We start from the raw sequence: 20,374 nt of genomic DNA, 5'->3' as shown, positions 1-20,374 counted from the left end.
CTCTTAACCGCCAGTTGAAAGATAATTTGCGAGCGAGAGTTGAACGACTCCCGCACCGGCTTGTAGAGCGGCTTGAAGGGCGGTTTGCTGTTCTTCTAATTTTATCGTTGCTGCCGCTATGTCAGTGTCGCCAAGATTCGACATAGTCGTCTGCAATGATTGTGTCTGGGAGCTCAGCTGCTGTTGGATCAACTGAAACCGGTTTCCCATTGCCCCGGCTTTGGCGTTCGTGTTTATCATCGAGTTGAGATAATTGTCCACGGTCGCCACGTCTGCCTGACTCGGAACTGTACCGCCGTTCAATTCGTCTCGAATAGCAATAAGGTCAGTAAACATTTGGCCGCCCGCAAAGGCTTCCTGCCCGGTGATGTTATATTGGTCGCTGATCTCGAAGCCGACGTCTAACTTCAGCGCGCCGCCCACACCTTCGGGGTTCGCTGTAACGGCACTTCGATTTGAATTCATGAAGAACGGCTGGACGTTTGTCTGCGTACCGCCAAATACGTATTTGTCGCCGAATTTCGTGTTGGCGAGATCGAGAAGTTGATTGATGTACTGGTCAAGCTGCGTCCCGTAATTTTGCATGTCCTGAGGAGTTTGATCGTTGGCCGCTGAAAGTATCATGGTCTTGATATTCGTCAAGACATTGACTGCACTTCCAAGCGCACTGCTCTGTTCCGTGACAAAGCTCGACGCATACTGAGTGTTCTGAGTGTATACATTGTTCTGGTTGACTTGATTCTGCAGCAGCATCAATCTCTGAGCGAGGACCGGATTGTCCGAAGGCGTGTTTACCAGCTTGCCGGTCGAGATTTGTTCCTGCAATTTGTCGACCGATTCGCGGCTCTGTCCGATTGAATAGAGCAGATCGCTCACAACCTGTGTTTCGTTGATTTTCATTTTACGATACCATTCCAATTATTGTCTGATACATTTGGTCCGTAGTGGTAACGACTTTCGCGGCGGCTTCGAACGAATGCTGGTATTGAATCATGTTCGTGAGCTCCTCATCCAATGAAACTCCCGAAATAGAACTCTGAAATGATTTCATCTGGTTTTGGGAGATCTGGAGAGTCTGCACGCTGTCGCTGGATTGCTGAGATGCAATCCCCACCTGCCCGATAAGCCCCTGGTACGAATTCACGATCGACTGGCCGTTATTCATCACCGGGGCATTCATCACGTTCGCTATTGCGGTGGCATTCTGACCGTCTCCAGGATCTCCGGACGATGAAGCCGCAATGTTGTTCAGATTCGAAACGATGTCGGGAGACATTGCTATGCTCCCGGCAGAATTTCCAGCGAAGAAAGATTTTCCGGTTTGTGCAGGTGTCCCGTTTGTCGAAAGAGTATAACCCGCCGAATGAAACGCGTTCACGGTCTGTATGAGCGTATCGGCGATGTTGTCAAGCTGGGTTGCGAAGGAGGAGACATTCCCGTTGTAAGAATCAAGAAGCCCGGATATTTCACCCGAGGTGACCGTGGCAGGGAGAGAGGAATCCGAACGTCCGATCGTAATGCCTCCGGATGTCTGAGTAGTCTTGAAAGTGTAAGCCGTACCAGCGGCTACTACGACAGTTCCGCCCGCCGTTACGTTCGTTATCCCGGTTGGATCGGTCGTCACTTTTACATTAACAAGCTGGCTCAATTGGGAGACGGCGCTATCCATTTGGTCCTGCAAATCCGGAGAAGTTTTGCTCCCGGATGGACCCGATAGAATTTCTGAGTTTATACTTGCGATCGTCGAAGCGAGCCCGTTGATCTTCTCGACGTCCGAATCTACCTCCTGTGCAACCTGATAGCGAATGTTCTGGAGCTTATTGTTCATGATGTTGAACGTAGTGGCAACTTGCTGGCCTGCCTGCATGACGGTTTGGCGAATTCCTGTGTCTTCAGGATTCTGCGCAAGTGATTGGAATGCCGCGAAAAGATTATTCAACTGATCGGAGAGCCCGTCACCAGATGTCTCATTAAAAATACTTTCGACATTCGACATCGTCTGCTGCTGCGTCGTGGCTTTGCTCAGGTCGGAATTTAGACTCATTGCCTGCTCATCGACATAAGCGTCTCTGACGCGCATAATAGTTTGAATTTGAACGCCCGATCCCAGGAAACCGTAAGTGGTTTGAATCGGCGTTGCCGCTTCCGTGACCACTTTCTGTTTGGTGTAACCATCGGTATTCGCATTTGCAATGTTGTGGCTGGTCGTGTCCAGCTCGGCCTGTGAGGTCATCAGTGCTTCGCGAGCTATGTTCAATAACGATGAAATACCGCTCATAAATTTTCCAGCTTATGCTTTCCTGTCGATAAGTTTTCTTTTGCCGCCCTCGGTCAGTATGTTGATGTTTTGCCTTATAAAGGCGAGCGAGTGTCTAAGCAAGGCGCGGCTGATACCATTCAGAGAAACGACGCGCGCGAAAGATTCTTTTAAATTCGAATGAAGAGACGCAACAATTTTCGAGTCTTCTTCCCCAAATTTTTTCCTGATGACCACCGAGTCGTTCAAATCTTTCCCGGACAAAGACAAATCCTTCAATATCATGGCACGCTCTTTTTCGATGGTTTGAATCCGCTTGAGCCTCTCCAATTCTTCGACCAAGATCTGTTGTACCATCTTAGAATGCAGCTTCGAGATGGCTTCATGTTTTGCATTCAAAATGACCGCCATCCTGTCTAACTCGGCGGTCTCCTGCTCCGTCAATTCCATCAAACGTTTCGTCTTATCGTTCATCATCTGCCCCGCTTACCATTCCAGCAATTGAATCCTCGCCATCGAACATCTGAAGATAGCTCTTTACTCTTTTCACATAGTTTTGAGTTTCGTTGAATGGCGGAACGCCCTTGTATTGTTCGACTGCTTCAGTGCCTGCATTGTAAGATGCCAGCACCAGTTCAATGTTGCCGGAAAACTTTTCTATCAAGTTCTTTAAATATTTTGTCCCGCCCATGATATTCTCGCGCGGATCGAAAACGTTCTTCACTCCGACCTCCTCGGCCGTTGTATCGACAAGCTGCATCAATCCTTTGGCGTTTTTGGTCGAGACAGAATCTGCATTTCCTCCAGATTCCGCAGCAATCACGGCTTTTATCAGACTTGGCTTCACGTCGTACTTACCTGCCGCTTCATTTATTATATCGGAGTATTGTCCCACATTCTCCAACACCGAGCCGGAGCTATAAGAGCCGATTTTTTGAAGAACACGCTCCCGAGTTCGTTCATCAGGAAGGATTTGCCTTAGCATTTCAGGTATTGAATTTGACCTGCCCGATATTCCTGAATCCATGTCTTCACCGGTGAACTGCTTGTAGAGCATGTTGCCGATTCCGAGATTGGACTTGTCCGTAACGTACCTCGCCATCTCCGTATCGAAGAGTCCGGTCATGATATCTTTTCCGTAGCCCTGTTCACTGTCATCTTGTCCGGAAATTTTTTCACTCTCCTCCATAGACTTCAGCATGTATTGCATGAAAACCGCCTCAAAGTCTTTGGCAGCTGCCATGAGTTTTGTTTTCTGCTGTTCGGTGAACTGCGGATGGATTTGCGAAATGTTCGGGTCTATCTTTTCCATGTTACAGTATGACTAGTTCCGCCTTCAATGCACCTGCCGCTTTCAGCGCCTGGAATATCGCGATGATGTCACGGGGCTTAACCTTCAGTGAATTCAATGCGGATGCAATGTCCTGGACGGTAGCGGCGCTGTTGATTGCGACCATGGAGCTTTCTTCTTGATTCACTGCAGCGGTTGCTTCTTGAGTTACCACAGTCTGTCCTTGCGAAAACGGCGCAGGCTGTGAAATGACCGGATATGCCTGAATCTCTATATTCAAATTACCGTGCGAAATCGCTACCGGGAGCACGGTAACGTTTTGTCCGACCACAACCGTACCGGTTCTCTCGTTGATGACGACGCGTGCCATGACATCCGGAACCACCTGCAGAGATTCGATTTGCGCGATAAACTGTACCAGCTTGTCTTTGGATTGGTAAGGCTGCGGTACCTGGACATTTATTGTGGCACCGTCTATGGCATCGGCGATTTTGGATCCTGTGTTTTGATTGATGGCGTCCGCCACCCTGTTGGCTGTCGTGAAGTCTTGCTGAGAAAGAACAAGTGACAGCATCCAGTTATCAACAAATTCGATCGGAGGAGACTGCTGCACAAGTCCGCCGTTAGGGATTCTTCCGGTTGTCGTGAAATTCCTCTGTACCATCGTGCCGGCGGCACGAATGTCGAAGCCGCCGACTGCGAGCGGACCTTGAGCTGTCGCATAGATTTTGCCGTCCTGCCCGATGAGATCCGTGAGGAGGAGCGTGCCACCTTGCAAGCTGGTCCCATCACCCATCGAAGAGACTGTCACATCGACAGCAGCCCCGCTGCTTGCAAATGCTGGAATCGACGACACCACCATAACTGCTGCGACATTTCGCATCCGTATCTGCGATTGAGTCACGGTTATGCCGAACCTTTTCAACATGCTCGCGACCGATTGCTCTGTGAAGGTTGAAATCTGCGAGTCGCCGGTCCCATTGAGCCCGACTACGAGTCCGTAACCTATAACCTGATAATCATTTACGCCTTTGACGTATGCAATGTCTTTTATACGAGTCGCATCGGCAAGAGACGTCAACACTGTCAGGATAAGAAAAATCTTTTTCATGGTACACCTCAGAAAAGCCAGTGGAAAATTTTGGTCAGCCAGCCGGGACTTTGCGCTCGGTCGATAGAGCCGGACCCTTCAAAGATTATTTTCGCGTCGGAAATGTATGATGAAGAAATTGTATTGTCCGGCTGAATATCCGAGGGACGGATGATGCCGCTGATTTTCATGATCTGATCCTGACCATTCACGGAGATGAACCTGCTTCCCGTGATTTCGAGATTGCCGTACTCGTCGACTTTCACTACGCGCGCACTGATGACGGCTTGCATGGTCCCGGCTTCGCTAGTCGAGCCGCTCCCTTTGAATTCATTGTCTGTACCGAGTTGAAGTGAGCCAGAAGGAAGATTCTTACTCCCGTAGGTGGCCTGACCGCTTCCACTTATTGTGCTTTGTCTGCTCGTGTTGGTCGAGGCATCCTTCGAGGCGGAATTCTGTTCCATCACGATGACCGTGACCGCATCTCCGATTTTCGACGCCTTATAGTCCGCAAACAGTGAGTTGCTCGGATTTTGCATCACCTGAGCGAACGCGATTTCCGAAAATAATATTACTATAAAGAATGTTTTCATCATCTCAACTCCATTCTAATGAGGCAACTGCGCGCCGAGGAACGTGCCAATTTGTGCCTTTGCTATTCTAACTATTTTTACCTGCTGCTCCATGCTCAATTCACCAAAGCGACTTCGCCTTTGCCTGTAACTTTCGCGTGAAGATTGTCTCTGTATTCATTTATGACGCTTATTACATCGTTCAGCTTCCCATCCTGCATCGCGCTGCCCTGTTCACGCACCACGACATTTTTGGTCTTAACGATGATCACCACGTCGTCTCCTCGCTTGACCATCGGTTCATCATCAAACATATCGAGCGTCAGCGCCTTTCCGCTTTGTATCCATCTTGAGGTCCATTTGCTCTTCAATTGATTTAGATTTGTAACGGGATTCGACATTTCAGTCGATTCCGTCTTCACTACAGTTACTTGCTCCGCTTCAATCACGCAATGCGGCTGTATTGTTTGAGCCGCCACGACAACATTCTGAAAAGTCCTGATCTTGACCGTTACTGGGATTGTCACAACATTATCCTGCGGGGAGACGGCCTTTATCAAAAAAGTGACAAGCCCTTTCATGTTGACGGAATTTGCCGAGGAAACAACGAGGCTACAGTTTACCTGTGGCGATGAGTAACTCTGCTTCAAGTCTTTGAATTCGATTACTGCATCTACCGACGGCGGTACAGATTTTCTTACGTAGTTTTCCACGGCTGACTTCACTGATTCGCCGGTGATGCTTTGTGCGAGCAAATCCACAGGGACGGTCGCAAATACCGTGACGATTGCGGCTACAATAAGAAAGGGGACGTGGGGTGAACTAAGTGATCGCTTCCTCATGTTGGCAAGTCTTTTCTTTCTTAAGCGCCATGAAACGCCTCGATCTATACCGGCATCCATCGAATGACCCAATGCTTGATCACTCCAATATTCCATGTTGTTATTGTCCCTTGAGATTATTTGCCTGCTGCATCATGTTGTTTGCGGTTTGAATTGCCTTTGAGTTTATCTCATAAGCTCTTTCGGCTTGAATCATGTTGACCATCTCGGTTACTACTGAGACGTTAGACGATTCCAGATAACCTTGTTGAATCATGCCGAAGCCTGTGGAACCCGCATTGCCGAGAATTGGCGTCCCGGATGCGACAGTTTCTTGATACAAGTTGCTTCCGACAGCATGCAGTCCCGCAGGGTTTACGAACTTTGCAAGCTGAAGCTGTCCGAGGGTCACGGGATTTGTCTGACCGGAAAGAGTTGCCTGGATAGTTCCGTCGCTCCCGACGGCCAGACCTGTCGTGTCTTGCGGAATCGTAAGTCCTGGCTCCACGATATAACCGTTGGAGGTCACAAGATTTCCATCGCTGGAAATCTTGAAGGAGCCGTCACGGGTATACGAATCGGTTCCGTCGGGCATCCTGATTCTGAAAAAGCCGTCGCCCTGTATGCCGAAGTCGAGCTGGTTCTGTGTCGGCGTTAGGCCTCCCTGGCTGAAATCTCTCGTCGTGGATGATGGTACAGTCCCATCTCCAACCTGAAGCTCAGCCGGTGGCGTGCCGCCTTGCTGATCGGGTACACCGGTAGCGCGCAAGGTCTCGTACATCAAATCCTGAAATTCGACTCTTGTATCCTTGAACGCGGTCGTATTTACGTTTGCCAGGTTGTTTGCTATCGCATCGACGTTAAGCTGCTGGGCGTACATTCCGCTTGCCGCCGTTTTCAATGCTCGTTCCATTTTTCCCTCCGAATTAAAACGCTAATTCTAAAATTCTGACTTCCCGTTTTCATGGTCCTATATCTTGCCGACATCGTTCGATTGCCCGAGCGATGTATCCTGACTTTGGATTGCCTTCTGGCCGGCTTCGAAATTCTGTTGAATCTGGATCATCGCGACCATTTCATCGATCGGGTTGACATTCGAGCCTTCTAAAAATCCCTGCCTGACCGTATATGCTGACGGATCGATTTGCTTTAAGGCACTATCGGTCTTGAACGTGTACGAATTTTCTCCGGATTTCGAAAGCTGATTCAAATTCTCAGGAGACACAATTTGAATTTGTCCATAGATTTTGTTCCCTGCCTTGACCACTCCGTCGCGCTCAATTACGAGCTGGCTCTTTTGCAGATCCTGTATGTCGTCAATTTTGATCGATCCGCCGGTTCCCATGACGGCATCGCCATTTCTTGTAACAAGAGTTCCATCGGTCGAGATCGTAAACGAACCGTCACGCGTGAGCTTTACTCCATCATTTGTTTCTACCGCAAAAAAACCCTGACCGTCAATTGCTACATCTAGAGTATTGCCTGTCTCGCGAAGCGTGCCCTGCGAAAAATCAGTGGTGGTTTGTTCATCGACGTCTTTCTCAACGGGATCGGTTGTACCATTATGCAGGAGAGTCTTTGCAGAGATCAACTCGTTTGCAAAGGCGTCGTCCCTTTTGAACGCCGTCGTGTTCACGTTGGCAAGATTGTTTGCAATCACTTCAAGTTTCTTTTGAAGCGGCAGCAGTCCAAGCGCGCTCGTGTAAATTCCTTTGATCATAACCCGTTCCTTTCGGTGCTCCCGGACAAATGTTTTGAATTTGCGATCTTGCTTCTCTTGAGGGCAAGTATAAGCTCAAGCTCACCCTTTCCCATGTTTAGTTGACGTGCGAGGACGGTCAGGTTAGAATCTTCGCTCACAAGAGCGAACGCCTCTTTAAATTTCGCCCCGCCTTGCCTCGCCGACTGTGAGGCGGCGGACAGCGCGAAGTTCAGGCGTTCGGATTCCATTTTGTGTGACCTTGCCATCTCGTGGATCGCCTCATCAGAGTCGAGCTTGCCATCATAGTCAACATAATAATTTCCGTGTGCCATCTCGTAAGCCTTAAATTTTTCGGTCGCAATTTGATTGAGAATTCTCTCGACCTCCGCCCGCGAGATGGAGGGCTGCATTTTCGCCTTTATCTTCTGCACGTAGGCGATTCTGCGATTCTGTTCCTTTGCTATCTTGCGGAATCGAATTACCAGAGCAACAAACAGCCCGGCCATTATCAGAATCATAGCAAGCTCGGTAATCAGCACAAATTCGGGCACTTCTAAAACCCTCTGGACAAAACTCTGACTTGCACTTCCGGATGCGTTAGTCGCCTTGTCAATGTCCCGGGACACCAGCGCCCTAATGTCCACCGCAGTTGAATCCGAAAGCAAACATAATATCATCCCAAACATTATCTATTTCCTCCGTTGGTTGTCTCTAAACTCTTCTTTACAGGTATGAAAATCGTAAATGTCGTACCACGACCTTCGACGCTGTCAACTTTAATTTCTCCACTGAGTTTCCTTATGATTCCTCTCGTTATCGAAAGTCCCAATCCTGTCCCTTTGCCAGGTTCTTTTGTCGTGAAAAAAGGCTCGAATATCTTTGCCATGTTTTCTTTCTTGATCCCGACACCGGTATCTGAAAAACGGATGAATATCTTTCCGTCATGATACTCCGTAGAGATCAGCATCTTGCCGCCGTTAGGCATCGCGTCCTTGGCATTCAAGAGTAAGTTGAGAAAACCCTGCTGCAGATAATTCTTATTGGAATCGAGCGGCGGAAGATCATCCGAATATCTCAAGTCAAACTCAATCCCGCGATTTTTGAATTGGTAGTCCACCAAAGCGATTATTTCATCGATCGCCCAGTTGACGTTCAGGGGCTCGTGATCAAGCTCGTCCGGAACGCTTCGTGAGAATGAAACAAGCTGCCTGGTAATCTGTGCGATCCGTTGGACCTGGTTTCGTATGATTTCGATTCTGTGCTCGACATCCTTGCCTTGCGAAAGAAGGGCGACATGGCCGAGCAGAATTTGGAGAGGATTATTTATCTCGTGTGCCACGCCACCGGCAAGTTCGCCAAGCGAAGCAAGCTTTGCAGCGTGAACCATCTGCGATTGTGATTTCTTCAATTCATCGGCTGCATTCCGGAGTTTTTCAACATTTCTGAGGTTCTCTATGGCGACCGCCGCCTGGTTTGCGAGCACGCCGAGAAGTGCCAAATCGTGTTCGGAAAGAGCCTTGCTGACTCTTTCGGTATGAATCACATAAACTCCAATCGCTTCGCTCCTCAGTACGAGCGGCACCACGACAAAATTCCGCTCGCCTATTTCCCCCACCGAAGAATTTAAATCGGGAACCACAGTCGTCTTTTTCTGTTCGATTACCCAATCGAGAATTCCTTCCTCCAACAAATGCTGACAACTTTTCATCATATATTCCGTGCATATCTGAAGAAACGGATTGACACGCGATCTGGAATTTCCGACTTCGAAAATCATGCTCTCTTCGACGGGGATGACCTGACGGGTGAGATCAAGCAATGAATCGAAGACCGAGACAGAATCGCTCGAGGTGCTAATGATATTGCCGAGCCGTTGGACAGCCAGCAATTCATCGATCGATTGCTTTATCGTGCTTTCCGTTTTTTCATGAAAGTCGATTTTGTTTTTTAATGCCTGAACGGCAGTTTCCAGTGCGCGGACATAACTTTCGCGCGTTTCCATGAACCGCTCGACGACTTCGACGGCATCAGTGACGCTCGTCTTCACACATTCCTGTTCAACAACTTCTTTTTTCATTGCCAACGCTCCACGAATGAATCAGATTATCCCGACAAAAGTTTTTTCCAGATCTTGACGCAGTCTCGACCCGAATGTATCCAGGAAAGATTGGGTGACCTCCGACTCGGACAAATTCAGAGTTTTCAGAGCTTGAGGATTGTAGGTTTCAACCCTTTCGTAAGAGAACATGCCGATCTGAAGTTTATGACACAAGTAATCGACAAAATGGATCAGTGCGGTCAGCTGGGGATTTCTTTCCGCAAGTTCGGGCTTGTGATGAAATTTTATCGTTTCGATAAGCTGGTCGGGGAGATTCCATCTTTCGGCAAGCCATGCGCCTATCTCTCCATGTGTAGCAAACAACACTTCCTGCTCCGTATCCTGGAACGTTGCTTTCCCGTCCGTAACCGCTTCGACAATTCTCTTGTAATCCTCGTAGAAATACTGGTGGGTGACGAGGATGCCGATGTCGTGGAGAAGCCCCGCGACAAACGACTCACCGCTTATCCTGTATCCCAATTGCCTCGCCAGAGTACGTGCTGCAATGGCAGATGCTAGCGAGTGCTCCCAAAATTCACGCGAGTCGAAATACTTGTCCTGTTTTTTCTTGAATGCACTTATCAACGAGACGCTGATGAGGATTTCCTTGAGAGAATCGAAGCCGAGTACCATGATGGCAAAATCGAGTGTCGATATTTTTTTCTGGAATCCATAGAATGGAGAATTCGCGATCTTAAGCACCTTCGCTGTCAATACCTGATCAGCGGAAATTACCTGCGTGATCCTCGAGACGCTCGTGTTCGGGTTGTCGATGAGCGAAGCCACCTCCACCGCAATCGCCGGGAGAGCGGGAAGCTGGATAATATTCTGAACTTTCTCTTTTAGTATCTCGTTTTCCATTGGTCCAACCTGTTTGTAAGTATCGCACGTTCTGCCATTTGTTGAAGAACCGAAACGGCGTTCTTGTAATACTCCGCAACTCTTGCCTCATCATACCCCAGCACTATTGCAACCTGCTTCATATCCAAGCCTTCAAAGAGCTTCAAAGTCAGCACGAGTCTCTCGGTCGTCGGGAGGAGCTTAATCGCCGCCTTGAAAAAATTCCGGAGTGTCTCTTCGGTCGTGTCTTCCGTTAGAGATCTCTTATGCTTTCTTTTCCCGTCATGGCCGTCATCTCCAAGAGCATAGTCCATGATTGGAACTTTGATACTCACAGCCAAAGAAGAGTCATCATTTATATACTTATCGGCGAGCGAGGCGACCGAGACTCCAAGCTTGTCGATGCCCACTATTTGGACCGCGGCAGGATCAAATTTTGACGGATCATCAGAGCATGAATAACCATCTGAGCAAGCAATCTGATTTGCCACATGGACTATCGCGGTCAACTCGGGATTGATTTGGGCAGAGCCCGGCGCATGATGATATCGTATCGCCTCAACAAAATTCAGAGGAAAATTCCATTTTTCTGCAAGCCATGCTCCGATGTCGGCATGAGATGTTCCGACCACCACGAGCTCTGCCTGAGAAAGTGTCATGGCGTCACGACCGACCAATTTTTGAATTTCGGCGAAATCGTCCGGGAAAAACCTATACAGGACAAGGACTCCGATATCATGGAGCAAACCGGCAGCATAAGCCTCGCCGGGAACTCTATTCTTCATTTCCTTCGCGAGCGACCTCGCTGCGCATGCGGTATCGACTGCATGTTTCCAGAATTTTCGCGGATCGAAGTTTTTCATTGCCGCGCCTCTGAAGAGATCGATCAAGGTCAGGGACAGCACGGTCTCGCGAAGCGTCTCGAAACCAAGGGCTACTATTGCCCATTCGATCGTCGAAATCTTCTTAGCAAAGCCGTAATACGGCGAGTTTGCAACTCGAAGTATTCTCGCCGAAAGCGCAGGATCTCTTGAAACTATTCGAGAAAGTTCTGCTGCGCTCGTTTCCGCGTCGCTTGCGAGCCTCATCACTTCCAACGCCGTAGTCGGAAAGGTGGGGAGCTCTCTTATCGATGATAATTTGTCAGTCAATTGTCCAACCTCTATCATAGTTCGACTGCCTTTCTGAAGAGATCCTTGACTTTATCGAGAACTTCGGAATGGATTTGAGAGACTCTCGATTCGCTTATGCCTAGGATTTTTCCGATTTCTTTGAAAGTGATTTCTTCGTAATAGTAAAGAGTCATCACCATACGCTCTCTCTCAGGAAGCTGCTTCAATATCTCGACAAGCTGCTCTTTCGTTTCGTCGTCTTCATATTGTTCGACGACTTCGCTGTCACCGCTTACCACATCTTCAAGAGTCATGTCGTCTCCGATGCTCTTCGTGAGTGATACCGCTTCCGAATTCGCAAGGTAACCTTTTATCCGATCAAACTCTCTGACCGTCATGTTAATGGCCTGGGCATACTGCTCGCCGTCGATTCTATCCATGTCAAGCTCGCTCAGCGATTTCCAGGCCTTCTTATATTTGTCACGGATCGACCGCGGGAGCCAGTCGACTTTCCTTATCTCATCCAGCATGATCCCACGGATTCGCTGTGAGGCGTACGTTTCAAACTTCACTCCACGGTAGGGGTCGAATCTCTCGATCGCTTCGCTGAGTCCGATGATCCCAATGCTCATAAGATCGTCATTATTGAATACGCATCGCGGAGGAAGGCTTATTCCCCTTGCGGCGAATTTTACGAGATACATATAAAAGAGCACAAGCTCTTTTTTTATCGAGGCGGTCTTGCGCTTTGAATATCTCTGCCAAAGAGACTCAACATCCTGCGTCTTTGCCTGCGTAGTCATGCCTGCATCTCAACTTTCTTCCCGGTATCTTTGACGCCGAGAGTTTTTATGTTTTCGTGTCTGCCTTCGCGAATAGTCAAAAAGAAAACCAGCATCATGGTCAATATTAAAATGATCAGTGCGGTACCGAAGGCAATCAAGAAGGATCTGACTATTGAATCGATTGCGTCGGATCCGTTTGATACGAAATAGATAACCGCCAAAAAGAATATCAGCGTTGGTATTTTTATAGCTAACTTTTCCATCACTCTTTCCTTCCGCTGGATTCAGATTCTCGCCTTGCCAGGATTCCGTCTGCGATCAATTTGATTGCGCTGGATGACAGGGAATCAGGAAATTCCTGCAACAGTGGCGATTGAACGCTCACGGCTTGCTCAATGGCCTGATCTGAAGGAATGAAGCCTGCGTAATCGACCTTAAGATTGAGGAAATGTTCGCTCACGAGGTCGAATTTCGCTTTCACTTCTTCGGCTTCCTCGGCGCTTTTCGCCATATTGATGAGTAGCTTCAAGTCTGCGTTGGAATTGATCCGCTTCAGCACTTTCACGAGGACATAAGCATCCATTACAGCCGTCGGTTCAGGCGTCGCAACCACAAACACTTCATCGGACAACAGGGCAAGCGAAATGGATTCCTGCACAATTCCACCCGCCGTATCGATCAAGGCATACTGGAACACCGGCTCCATTAGTCCAACTTCCCTGAAAAGAACAGCAGCATCACCCGAGCTCAATTTTTTCAATCTCCCATCGGAGGATCCCGCAAGGAGAAACACGTTAGGTGATATTTCTGCAACAGCATCTTTGAGCTGCGCTGTGCCGTCAACGACATCAAGGAGACGATATTTGGGAGAGGCGGCGCAAAGAATGTCCAGGTTCGACAAGTTCACGTTGCCATCGACTAACAGGACCCGCGCCCCGCCGCGGGCTAACGCCATTCCGAGATTGAGAACGATGTTGCTTTTTCCAACCCCCCCCTTTCCGCTGACGACCGCAACCTTGTACGGCAATTTGCCGATAGGCAAGACTTTCGTCTGCGCGCTTACAACTTCCCTTAGTTTTACAGCCTGGTCAAGCATGCGTCTCTCCCAAGAGTGCCAATGCTGACACGCCGGAGACACCGGTACGATAAATCATCCCTGCAAGTTTCTTCGCCGACACAGGCTCGATATCGTCGGGGACGTTTTGACCGTTAGTCATGAATGAGAACGGAAGTCTTGAATCTCGTGCCAGGCTGAGAATCGTTCCAAATGAGACCGCTTCGTCGATTTTTGTGATCAGCAGCCTGTTCGGCTTCAAGCCCTTGAATTTTTTGTAGACATCCCGTGTAACCGACAACGAAAAGTTTGCACTCATCACAAGGTGTACTTCATTTGGATCCGCGGCATCCATGAAGCGGCCCAGCTCGAGGATCTTGTCTGCACTTCGCTGGCTTCTCCCAACCGTGTCTATATAAATGGTGTCGAATCCTGAAAATTTTCTTATAGCCAGGATCATTTCATCAGGCGTATAAACAACCGACATTGGAATCGAAGCGATGTCTGCGAATGCCTTCAGTTGGTCGATCGCGCCGATCCTGTACGTGTCTGCAGTTATCAAAGCTACTTTTTCGCCTTTGACTAATTTATTGATCGAAGCGAGTTTCGCGACGGTCGTGGTTTTGCCGACTCCTGTCGGTCCGACCAGTGCCACGATATATCCCTTCCTGTCGAGCCTCCGGACCGGAGACTCCATGATGCGCTGCGTTATTGAATTATAGATAAAAGTATCCACCGTGGACTGATTGTCCAGCTCGTTCCCGTTGAGCTTGTGGTTACAGATTTGGACAACTTCGAGCGCGATATCTTCCTCGACTTCGCTTTCGACAAGCGTTGTATAAACATTTTTCAAGGTCTCCGGAAGTATCGGCATCTTCGAGTGTTTGATATGCTGTGCCAATTCACCGAGCGCGCTCTTAACATCGTTGAGCTCTTGCTTAAGCATCTCACCGCCGACGCCTGCCATTGTCCTGCCGCTTTCCCGAACAGCGCGCTTCTCCTGTCCTCTCGGGGTATTGATATCACTTTTCCTTTTCCCTTCGAATTGCGATGTAAGCTGGCGCAGCCCGTTCAACACCTCTTCGCGAGCATCAGCAGGAACAGGCTTCGATTTTACGGGAGACTCCGGCGTCAGTCCTTCGTCAAATGCGGCAGTCACCTCGAAATATTCGCCGCCGCCGACACCGAGTAACCCACCTTTGGCGAGTCTCCGCGTGTTCAAAATAATTGCCTCTTCTCCAAATTCGGCGCGCATCTTGTCGGCCGCTTCCTTTGCCGTTATTCCAAAAAATTTCTTTATTCTCATTGTGCCACTATCCTTCCGATGATGTCAATCTCGGTGCGGGCCGGAAGTTCCGTGTACGACGTTACGGAAACCTGCGGTAAGTTTACGTGGACGAGCCGGTAGAAATACAAGCGGACAGTTGCGGAGCAGATGACTATGGGGTCATATCCCAGCGTTTGCGCACGCTCCGCATTACTTGCCACGCTGGCATTGATGACTTTGGTAACTTCCGGCGAAAGTCCAAGAGTAGTTGTTACTTCCTTCTGTGTTTGAAGCGAGTTTGATAAAATTTGTTCAACGCTCGGGTCGAGCGCGATAGCGTGAATTACTCCGGCATGATCTGCGTAGAGCGCTGCGATGGTTTCAGAAAGTGCGTGTCTCACATACTCGGTGAGGACTTCTGTGTTCTTCGTGACTTTAGAATAATCCAGCAGCGATTCGATGATAGTTACGAGGTCGCGAATCGGTATTCGCTCTTTCAAAAGATTCTGCAAAACTTTTTGGATCGTGCCGAATGGCAGCTGCTCCGGATTGATCTCATCGACGAGCGCCTGGTACTCTTTCTTGAGGTTATCAAGGAGCATCTTGATCTCCTGGCGACTTAGGATTCTGTCCGCGTTCCTCTTCAGCGTTTCGCACAGATGAGTAGTAAGGACTGCCGGAGCTTCCACGACTGTAAATCCGAGAACTTCAGCACTGTCGCGCTGTGATTTCTCAATCCATATTGAGGGCAACCCAAACGTCGGATCGGTAGTGAAAATCCCCGGCAGATCATCTTCTTTCATATTCGGGCTCATTGCAAGATAGTGGTCGGTGTATAATTGGCCTTCAGCAACCTGCACTCCCCGTATTTTGATCACGTACTGGCTCGCCTGCAATTGAAGATTGTCGCGGACTCGAATCGGCGGAACCATCAGACCGAGTTCGAGCGCAATTTGCTTTCTGAGATTTGTGATCCGCTGGAAGAGATCGCCGCCGGCTTCTTCGTCCACCATGGAGACCAGGCCGTAACCGATTTCCACCTCGATAGGATCCACCTGCAGATAAGATTCAATTTTTTCTTCCTTCTTGGGAGCGGCTTGCGCTTCAACTGCAGCCTTCGGAGGTTCCTTCGCCATAATCTGCGAACGCATGTATCCGGCGGCGGTAATGAGTGAAGCAAGCGCAAGAAATGGTACGGTCGGCAGGCCCGGAATTATCGCGAAAAATCCTAGCGTGCCGCCCGCGATGTACAGCGCCTTCGGCCGCGAAAAGAGCTGGGCCTTTAATTCCACATCGAGTTGATTTCCCGATCCACTTCTTGTGACAACCATGCCAGCCGCCGTGGAAATGACAAGCGCAGGAATTTGTGTCACCAGACCGTCACCGATCGTCAACAGCGTATATCTTGCAAGCGATTCCTGGAAAGTCAGATCCATCTGGACCATTCCGATAATGAATCCACCTATGATATTCACGAGAATGATCACTACTCCTGCAATCGCATCGCCGCGCACAAACTTACTCGCGCCGTCCATCGCTCCAAAGAAGTCGGCCTCCCTCTGCAATCTTGAACGGCGCTGCCTCGCCTCCTGTTCATTTATAAGACCGGAGTTCAGATCCGCATCGATGCTCATCTGTTTTCCGGGCATCGCATCTAAAGTAAATCTTGCCGCCACCTCAGCTATTCTGCCCGAACCTTTTATGATAACCACAAACTGTATGGTCGCGAGAATAATGAATATGATCACGCCGACCACATAATTTCCTTGTACCACGAAAGATCCGAATGCGTGGATGACTTCACCGGCATATCCCCGGCTGAGAATCGATCGGGCCGAAGCGACGTTCAACGACAAACGGTAAAGAGTGAGAATGAGGAGCAGCCCCGGAAAGGCGGAAAGCTCAAGCGGGCTTGTAACGTACATCGCAACCATAAGAAGGACGATCGCAAATGTTATGTTAGCAGAGATCAGGACATCGAGCATGAACGGTGGCAATGGGACGATCATAAGGGAAAGTATGAGAATCACCAGACCCGCAAGGACAAGGTCCGTGTTGCTTCCGACAAACTTAAACGCTCTACTGTTCGAAATTCTTTCTACTGCTGCCGACATGCTAATTTCTTCTCAATCTTGGTTTTCTATTTCCGGGTGAACGCGATTTCATTTGATATATATAAGCAAGTATCTGTGCCACTGCCCTGAACAGATCCGGCGGAATCTGTCCGTCGATCTCGACCGTCTTGTACAGAACTTGGGCGAGCGGTTTATCTTCCACGATAGGAACATTGTTTTCGATCGCAATCTCTTTGATCTTCTGCGCAATAAAATCTTTGCCTTTTGCAACGACTTTTGGAGCCGGCATTTCCTTTGCGTCGTATTTGATAGCGACTGCATAGTGCGTAGGGTTCGTCACAACAACGTCTGCCTTCGGCACAGCCTGCATCATTCTCATCCGATGCCGTTTAATCATCTCGCGGCGGATTCTTCCCTTGACTGCCGGATCGCCTTCTTCCTGCTTGTGCTCTTCCTTTACTTCCTGCTTGGTCATTCTTATCTCACGCTCAAATTTTCTCCGCTGGAAATAATAGTCGACGCCTGCAAGCGCCACGAAAGCCGATGAGACCTTCATCGCGACCGAAAATGCGCTTGTCCCCATGAACGCAAAAATTTCAGAAGGTGAGCTGTCCGTGAGTTTCACGGAACTTGATAGAAGATTCCTGACGGTAAAATATCCGAACAATCCGACGAGGCTTAATTTGAAAATGCTTTTAGTCAATTCCATCATGGACCGCTGAGAAAATCCCAATTTCTTAATCCCGTTTGCCGGATTGAAAGTGTTTCCTTTGGGCCGGAGAGGTTTCAAAGTCAAAAGAAAGCCCGACTGCAATAAGTTCGTTGTGACGCCCGCAATCATTACCACGAGAAGAATGGGCCCGACGATCAAGACAAACCTCAGCAAAAGAGAAAATGCAAGTGCACCGAGATTACCTTCGTTCAGATCGTATCCATGAGAAAGAGAGAGGAAATCTCTCATGATGTCCGCAATCTGTGCAACAAATTGTCTGCCGAGCATATACATGATCACCGTTCCAATCAAAAGCACTGCTGCTGTGGTGAGTTCGATACTCTTGGCAACTCTGCCGTCACGTTTCAACTCCCGACGCCGTTTCGGCGTTGCCGGTTCGGTTTTTTCTTGAAAACTCTGCTCAGCCATTAGTCATTGTCCATATTTCGCATAGTCATTTGCATTGCGGATACCCTCACATCAGCCTAACCATTTCGATTACATCTCTCTCGAAAGCGCCCAACAGTTTTCCAAAAACAAAAACGAAAAAAGGAAGCGAAGCCATAATCGTAAAGAGCCCGATGCCGGCTTTGAGCGGCATTCCGACAAAAAACACATTAAGCTGCGGAACCATTCTTGAAATTATTCCCATCAGGACATCGGTGAGGAACAGGGAAACGATAACCGGCGCTCCGACTTTTATTGCCGTCAGGAAAACCATGCCCGTCAGATGAACAAACGTACTCACGACCCCTTCGCTTATCTTCAATCCAGATACTGGTACAGCAGTGTAGCTCATCTTCAATGCTTCCACGAGGAAAAGGTGCCCATCCAAAATGAGGAAGATGAATATCGCGACGATGTACTCAAACTGGCCGATGACCGGAACGTTGAACCCGTTCTGGCGATCGATCACGCTTGATATTGAAAAACCCATGACAATCCCGAAAAGGTCTCCGGCATAAACGACGCCGTGAAAAATAATTCCAAGGGAAAATCCTATTGCCGAGCCCACGATGGCTTCCTGGATTCCCAGGATAATGAGCGAGCCGAGATCAAGCGATATCGTCGGATTGGCGGATGCGATCAACGGGAAAATTGCAAATGCGAAAAATGCCGCCGCCCAGATCTTGAGTTGTCCGGGGATTGCCTGGTTACCATACAACGGCGCAGTGGCAAACATCGATGCAGTTCTGATAAAGACCAGCAAGAAGATCACGAATTTTTCTGCGTAGAAATTCATCTTAGTTTCTTTGCTTTTCTATTTTCGCGGCACTCTACCTGTAAACTTCTTGTCTTCATTTCAATGTCGGAATTATCTCGAATATGTGTTTAGCGAAATCAAGAACCTTCTCCATCATGAAAGGAAGAAGAATGATGCAGACAATTCCGATCGCTATGATTTTCGGAACGAACGTCAGCGTCATCTCATTGATCGAAGTTGCAGCCTGGAAGATCGAGATCATTAAGCCGACGATGACGGAAACCAGAAGTGCCGGTGCGGCCACTATGAAAACCGTATAAAAAGCGTCCCGTGCTATTCCAATTACAAATTCTTCTGTCATTTCTTCCTCATTTGAAACTCTGCACAAGCGAGCCGACCAGCAAATACCAGCCGTCGACCAGGACAAACAAAAGTATTTTCATGGGAAGCGAAATCATCATTGGCGGAAGCATCATCATTCCCATGGACATGAGAATGCTTGCAACGATCATGTCTATCATCAGGAAAGGGATGAAAATCAGGAAGCCTATTTCAAATCCGATCCGCATTTCACTGATCGCGAACGCAGGAATTATCACATAGGTCGGTAGATCGTCGGGAGTCTGCGGGCGGTCCAAGTTTGCCAGATGTACCATCATGGCGAGATCTTTCTCGCGGGTCTGCCTGAGCATAAAAACGCGGATAGGTTTAACGCCGGCATTGTAAGCCGAGTCGATTGAGATTTCATTCTTCAAATAAGGCTGGAAAGCCGAATCGTTAACCTTGCTCCAGGTCGGTGCCATGACAAAGAAGGTCAGGAACATCGCCAGCCCGATCAGAAGCTGCGAAGGAGGCATAGTTTGAGTGCCGAGCGCCTGTTTGAGGAAATAAAGAGCGATGACTATCCTTGGAAAAGCGGTAGTCATAATCAGAATTGCCGGCGCAAGAGAAAGTACCGTCATGAAGAAAAGTATTTGAAGAGTGACCGCGACGTCCTGCGGCTTCGTCGCCTTATCGACTCCAAGCGTGACTTTGGGAATCGGGATGGAAGTCTGCGCATGTAAGGAGGGCACGACCACCGAGAAGCAAACAAGAATCAAGGACAAGGCAATAATCTTTTTCATCTGAGCGAAAACCCTTTCAGGATTTCTGCAAAGCCTTTTCCATGACCGGCAGCCTCGGAAGTTTCAAGTTTATTCAATATTTCGGAGTCGGTTATTTCCCCGAGGGTGGCAATATTATTGTCGCTTACGCCAACCAGCATGACTTTGTTGAACACCCTTACCAGATAAATTGCTTTCTTCGGTTGGAGGTGGAGAGAGGTCAGGACCTTCAAATTATTATTTACAAAATGGGGTCTGGCGTGGAAATATTTCCGAACGACAAACAGAACTCCGAACATGAGCGCAATAATAAAAACAAGGGTCAGAAAAGTCTTCAAGATGAGCCAGTCCATGATTATTCTATCCAATCTTTCCTTTTACTTGCATTCTT

23 protein-coding genes are annotated in these 20,374 nt (G+C 48.6%); all 23 read right to left on the bottom strand.

Annotated features, from left to right (window positions below; genetic code table 11):
- Positions 1-3 precede the first annotated feature (3 nt).
- The 23 genes from flgL to fliO all read right to left on the bottom strand — a co-directional run bounded on the left by flgL (position 4) and on the right by fliO (position 20,336).
- Complete coding sequence (gene flgL, locus VLX91_06170) at positions 4-900, bottom strand: flagellar hook-associated protein FlgL (GenBank protein ID HUI29784.1); 897 nt, start codon at positions 898-900, stop codon at positions 4-6.
- Position 901: 1 nt separating this feature from the next.
- Entirely contained in the window at positions 902-2,278 is a 1,377-nt protein-coding gene (flgK, locus tag VLX91_06165; GenBank protein HUI29783.1) for a flagellar hook-associated protein FlgK, read from the bottom strand.
- 12 nt (positions 2,279-2,290) lie between these two features.
- Positions 2,291-2,731 (bottom strand): flagellar export chaperone FlgN, encoded by a 441-nt coding sequence (flgN, locus tag VLX91_06160; GenBank protein HUI29782.1) that lies wholly within the window; start codon positions 2,729-2,731, stop codon positions 2,291-2,293.
- Complete coding sequence (locus VLX91_06155) at positions 2,721-3,569, bottom strand: transglycosylase SLT domain-containing protein (GenBank protein HUI29781.1); 849 nt, start codon at positions 3,567-3,569, stop codon at positions 2,721-2,723. The genes flgN and VLX91_06155 overlap by 11 nt, the downstream gene beginning before the upstream one ends.
- Before the next feature lies 1 nt (position 3,570).
- Positions 3,571-4,659 carry a flagellar basal body P-ring protein FlgI gene (locus VLX91_06150; GenBank protein HUI29780.1) on the bottom strand — a complete coding sequence of 363 codons (1,089 nt, stop codon included), beginning with the start codon at positions 4,657-4,659 and terminating at the stop codon, positions 3,571-3,573.
- Positions 4,660-4,667: 8 nt separating this feature from the next.
- On the bottom strand, positions 4,668-5,231 hold the full coding sequence (locus VLX91_06145; protein ID HUI29779.1) for a flagellar basal body L-ring protein FlgH: 564 nt from the start codon (positions 5,229-5,231) through the stop codon (positions 4,668-4,670).
- Positions 5,232-5,326: 95 nt separating this feature from the next.
- Positions 5,327-6,148, bottom strand: a complete 822-nt coding sequence (flgA, locus tag VLX91_06140; protein ID HUI29778.1) for a flagellar basal body P-ring formation chaperone FlgA — start codon at positions 6,146-6,148, stop codon at positions 5,327-5,329.
- Positions 6,149-6,152: 4 nt separating this feature from the next.
- Positions 6,153-6,944: a flagellar basal-body rod protein FlgG gene (gene flgG / locus VLX91_06135; GenBank protein HUI29777.1), complete on the bottom strand. Its 792-nt coding sequence runs from the start codon at positions 6,942-6,944 to the stop codon at positions 6,153-6,155.
- Positions 6,945-7,001: 57 nt separating this feature from the next.
- Entirely contained in the window at positions 7,002-7,751 is a 750-nt protein-coding gene (gene flgF, locus VLX91_06130; GenBank protein HUI29776.1) for a flagellar basal-body rod protein FlgF, read from the bottom strand.
- Positions 7,748-8,419, bottom strand: a complete 672-nt coding sequence (locus tag VLX91_06125) for a hypothetical protein (protein HUI29775.1) — start codon at positions 8,417-8,419, stop codon at positions 7,748-7,750. The genes flgF and VLX91_06125 overlap by 4 nt, the downstream gene beginning before the upstream one ends.
- Complete coding sequence (locus VLX91_06120) at positions 8,419-9,810, bottom strand: ATP-binding protein (GenBank protein HUI29774.1); 1,392 nt, start codon at positions 9,808-9,810, stop codon at positions 8,419-8,421. The genes VLX91_06125 and VLX91_06120 overlap by 1 nt, the downstream gene beginning before the upstream one ends.
- Before the next feature lie 21 nt (positions 9,811-9,831).
- Complete coding sequence (locus VLX91_06115; GenBank protein ID HUI29773.1) at positions 9,832-10,692, bottom strand: HDOD domain-containing protein; 861 nt, start codon at positions 10,690-10,692, stop codon at positions 9,832-9,834.
- Positions 10,674-11,822, bottom strand: coding sequence for an HDOD domain-containing protein (locus VLX91_06110; GenBank protein HUI29772.1), 1,149 nt, complete (start codon positions 11,820-11,822; stop codon positions 10,674-10,676). The genes VLX91_06115 and VLX91_06110 overlap by 19 nt, the downstream gene beginning before the upstream one ends.
- Before the next feature lie 14 nt (positions 11,823-11,836).
- Entirely contained in the window at positions 11,837-12,586 is a 750-nt protein-coding gene (locus tag VLX91_06105; GenBank protein HUI29771.1) for a FliA/WhiG family RNA polymerase sigma factor, read from the bottom strand.
- Positions 12,583-12,831, bottom strand: coding sequence for a hypothetical protein (locus VLX91_06100; protein HUI29770.1), 249 nt, complete (start codon positions 12,829-12,831; stop codon positions 12,583-12,585). The genes VLX91_06105 and VLX91_06100 overlap by 4 nt, the downstream gene beginning before the upstream one ends.
- The gene (locus VLX91_06095) at positions 12,831-13,664 is read right to left on the bottom strand and encodes a P-loop NTPase (GenBank protein ID HUI29769.1); all 834 of its coding nucleotides are present in this window, start codon (positions 13,662-13,664) and stop codon (positions 12,831-12,833) included. The genes VLX91_06100 and VLX91_06095 overlap by 1 nt, the downstream gene beginning before the upstream one ends.
- Positions 13,657-14,928 carry a flagellar biosynthesis protein FlhF gene (flhF, locus tag VLX91_06090; protein HUI29768.1) on the bottom strand — a complete coding sequence of 424 codons (1,272 nt, stop codon included), beginning with the start codon at positions 14,926-14,928 and terminating at the stop codon, positions 13,657-13,659. Before flhF ends, VLX91_06095 begins: the two co-directional genes overlap by 8 nt.
- On the bottom strand, positions 14,925-17,003 hold the full coding sequence (gene flhA / locus VLX91_06085) for a flagellar biosynthesis protein FlhA (GenBank protein ID HUI29767.1): 2,079 nt from the start codon (positions 17,001-17,003) through the stop codon (positions 14,925-14,927). The genes flhF and flhA overlap by 4 nt, the downstream gene beginning before the upstream one ends.
- A 1-nt stretch (position 17,004) precedes the next feature.
- A complete protein-coding gene (gene flhB / locus VLX91_06080; GenBank protein HUI29766.1) occupies positions 17,005-18,105 on the bottom strand; it encodes a flagellar biosynthesis protein FlhB in 1,101 nt (366 codons plus the stop codon).
- A 46-nt stretch (positions 18,106-18,151) separates the two neighbouring features.
- Entirely contained in the window at positions 18,152-18,919 is a 768-nt protein-coding gene (gene fliR / locus VLX91_06075; GenBank protein ID HUI29765.1) for a flagellar biosynthetic protein FliR, read from the bottom strand.
- A 55-nt stretch (positions 18,920-18,974) separates the two neighbouring features.
- On the bottom strand, positions 18,975-19,241 hold the full coding sequence (gene fliQ / locus VLX91_06070) for a flagellar biosynthesis protein FliQ (protein HUI29764.1): 267 nt from the start codon (positions 19,239-19,241) through the stop codon (positions 18,975-18,977).
- 7 nt (positions 19,242-19,248) lie between these two features.
- A complete protein-coding gene (gene fliP / locus VLX91_06065) occupies positions 19,249-20,004 on the bottom strand; it encodes a flagellar type III secretion system pore protein FliP (GenBank protein ID HUI29763.1) in 756 nt (251 codons plus the stop codon).
- Positions 20,001-20,336, bottom strand: coding sequence for a flagellar biosynthetic protein FliO (fliO, locus tag VLX91_06060; protein HUI29762.1), 336 nt, complete (start codon positions 20,334-20,336; stop codon positions 20,001-20,003). Before fliO ends, fliP begins: the two co-directional genes overlap by 4 nt.
- Between the last annotated feature and the right edge of the window lie 38 nt (positions 20,337-20,374).

Source organism: Candidatus Acidiferrales bacterium, assembly GCA_035515795.1.
Taxonomy (GTDB): Bacteria; Bacteroidota; Ignavibacteria; order Kryptoniales; family JAKASW01; genus JAKASW01.
This window is presented reverse-complemented; position numbering and strand designations above follow the sequence as displayed.

Bases quoted from the DNA above. Each gene is read 5' to 3' on its own strand.
- flgL (HUI29784.1), bottom strand. From the start codon at position 900: ATGAAAATCAACGAAACACAGGTTGTGAGCGATCTGCTCTATTCAATC.
- flgK (HUI29783.1), bottom strand. From the start codon at position 2,278: ATGAGCGGTATTTCATCGTTATTGAACATAGCTCGCGAAGCACTGATG.
- flgN (HUI29782.1), bottom strand. From the start codon at position 2,731: ATGAACGATAAGACGAAACGTTTGATGGAATTGACGGAGCAGGAGACC.
- VLX91_06155 (HUI29781.1), bottom strand. From the start codon at position 3,569: ATGGAAAAGATAGACCCGAACATTTCGCAAATCCATCCGCAGTTCACC.
- VLX91_06150 (HUI29780.1), bottom strand. From the start codon at position 4,659: ATGAAAAAGATTTTTCTTATCCTGACAGTGTTGACGTCTCTTGCCGAT.
- VLX91_06145 (HUI29779.1), bottom strand. From the start codon at position 5,231: ATGAAAACATTCTTTATAGTAATATTATTTTCGGAAATCGCGTTCGCT.
- flgA (HUI29778.1), bottom strand. From the start codon at position 6,148: ATGGAATATTGGAGTGATCAAGCATTGGGTCATTCGATGGATGCCGGT.
- flgG (HUI29777.1), bottom strand. From the start codon at position 6,944: ATGGAACGAGCATTGAAAACGGCGGCAAGCGGAATGTACGCCCAGCAG.
- flgF (HUI29776.1), bottom strand. From the start codon at position 7,751: ATGATCAAAGGAATTTACACGAGCGCGCTTGGACTGCTGCCGCTTCAA.
- VLX91_06125 (HUI29775.1), bottom strand. From the start codon at position 8,419: ATGTTTGGGATGATATTATGTTTGCTTTCGGATTCAACTGCGGTGGAC.
- VLX91_06120 (HUI29774.1), bottom strand. From the start codon at position 9,810: ATGAAAAAAGAAGTTGTTGAACAGGAATGTGTGAAGACGAGCGTCACT.
- VLX91_06115 (HUI29773.1), bottom strand. From the start codon at position 10,692: ATGGAAAACGAGATACTAAAAGAGAAAGTTCAGAATATTATCCAGCTT.
- VLX91_06105 (HUI29771.1), bottom strand. From the start codon at position 12,586: ATGACTACGCAGGCAAAGACGCAGGATGTTGAGTCTCTTTGGCAGAGA.
- VLX91_06100 (HUI29770.1), bottom strand. From the start codon at position 12,831: ATGGAAAAGTTAGCTATAAAAATACCAACGCTGATATTCTTTTTGGCG.
- VLX91_06095 (HUI29769.1), bottom strand. From the start codon at position 13,664: ATGCTTGACCAGGCTGTAAAACTAAGGGAAGTTGTAAGCGCGCAGACG.
- flhF (HUI29768.1), bottom strand. From the start codon at position 14,928: ATGAGAATAAAGAAATTTTTTGGAATAACGGCAAAGGAAGCGGCCGAC.
- flhA (HUI29767.1), bottom strand. From the start codon at position 17,003: ATGTCGGCAGCAGTAGAAAGAATTTCGAACAGTAGAGCGTTTAAGTTT.
- flhB (HUI29766.1), bottom strand. From the start codon at position 18,105: ATGGCTGAGCAGAGTTTTCAAGAAAAAACCGAACCGGCAACGCCGAAA.
- fliR (HUI29765.1), bottom strand. From the start codon at position 18,919: ATGAATTTCTACGCAGAAAAATTCGTGATCTTCTTGCTGGTCTTTATC.
- fliQ (HUI29764.1), bottom strand. From the start codon at position 19,241: ATGACAGAAGAATTTGTAATTGGAATAGCACGGGACGCTTTTTATACG.
- fliP (HUI29763.1), bottom strand. From the start codon at position 20,004: ATGAAAAAGATTATTGCCTTGTCCTTGATTCTTGTTTGCTTCTCGGTG.
- fliO (HUI29762.1), bottom strand. From the start codon at position 20,336: ATGGACTGGCTCATCTTGAAGACTTTTCTGACCCTTGTTTTTATTATT.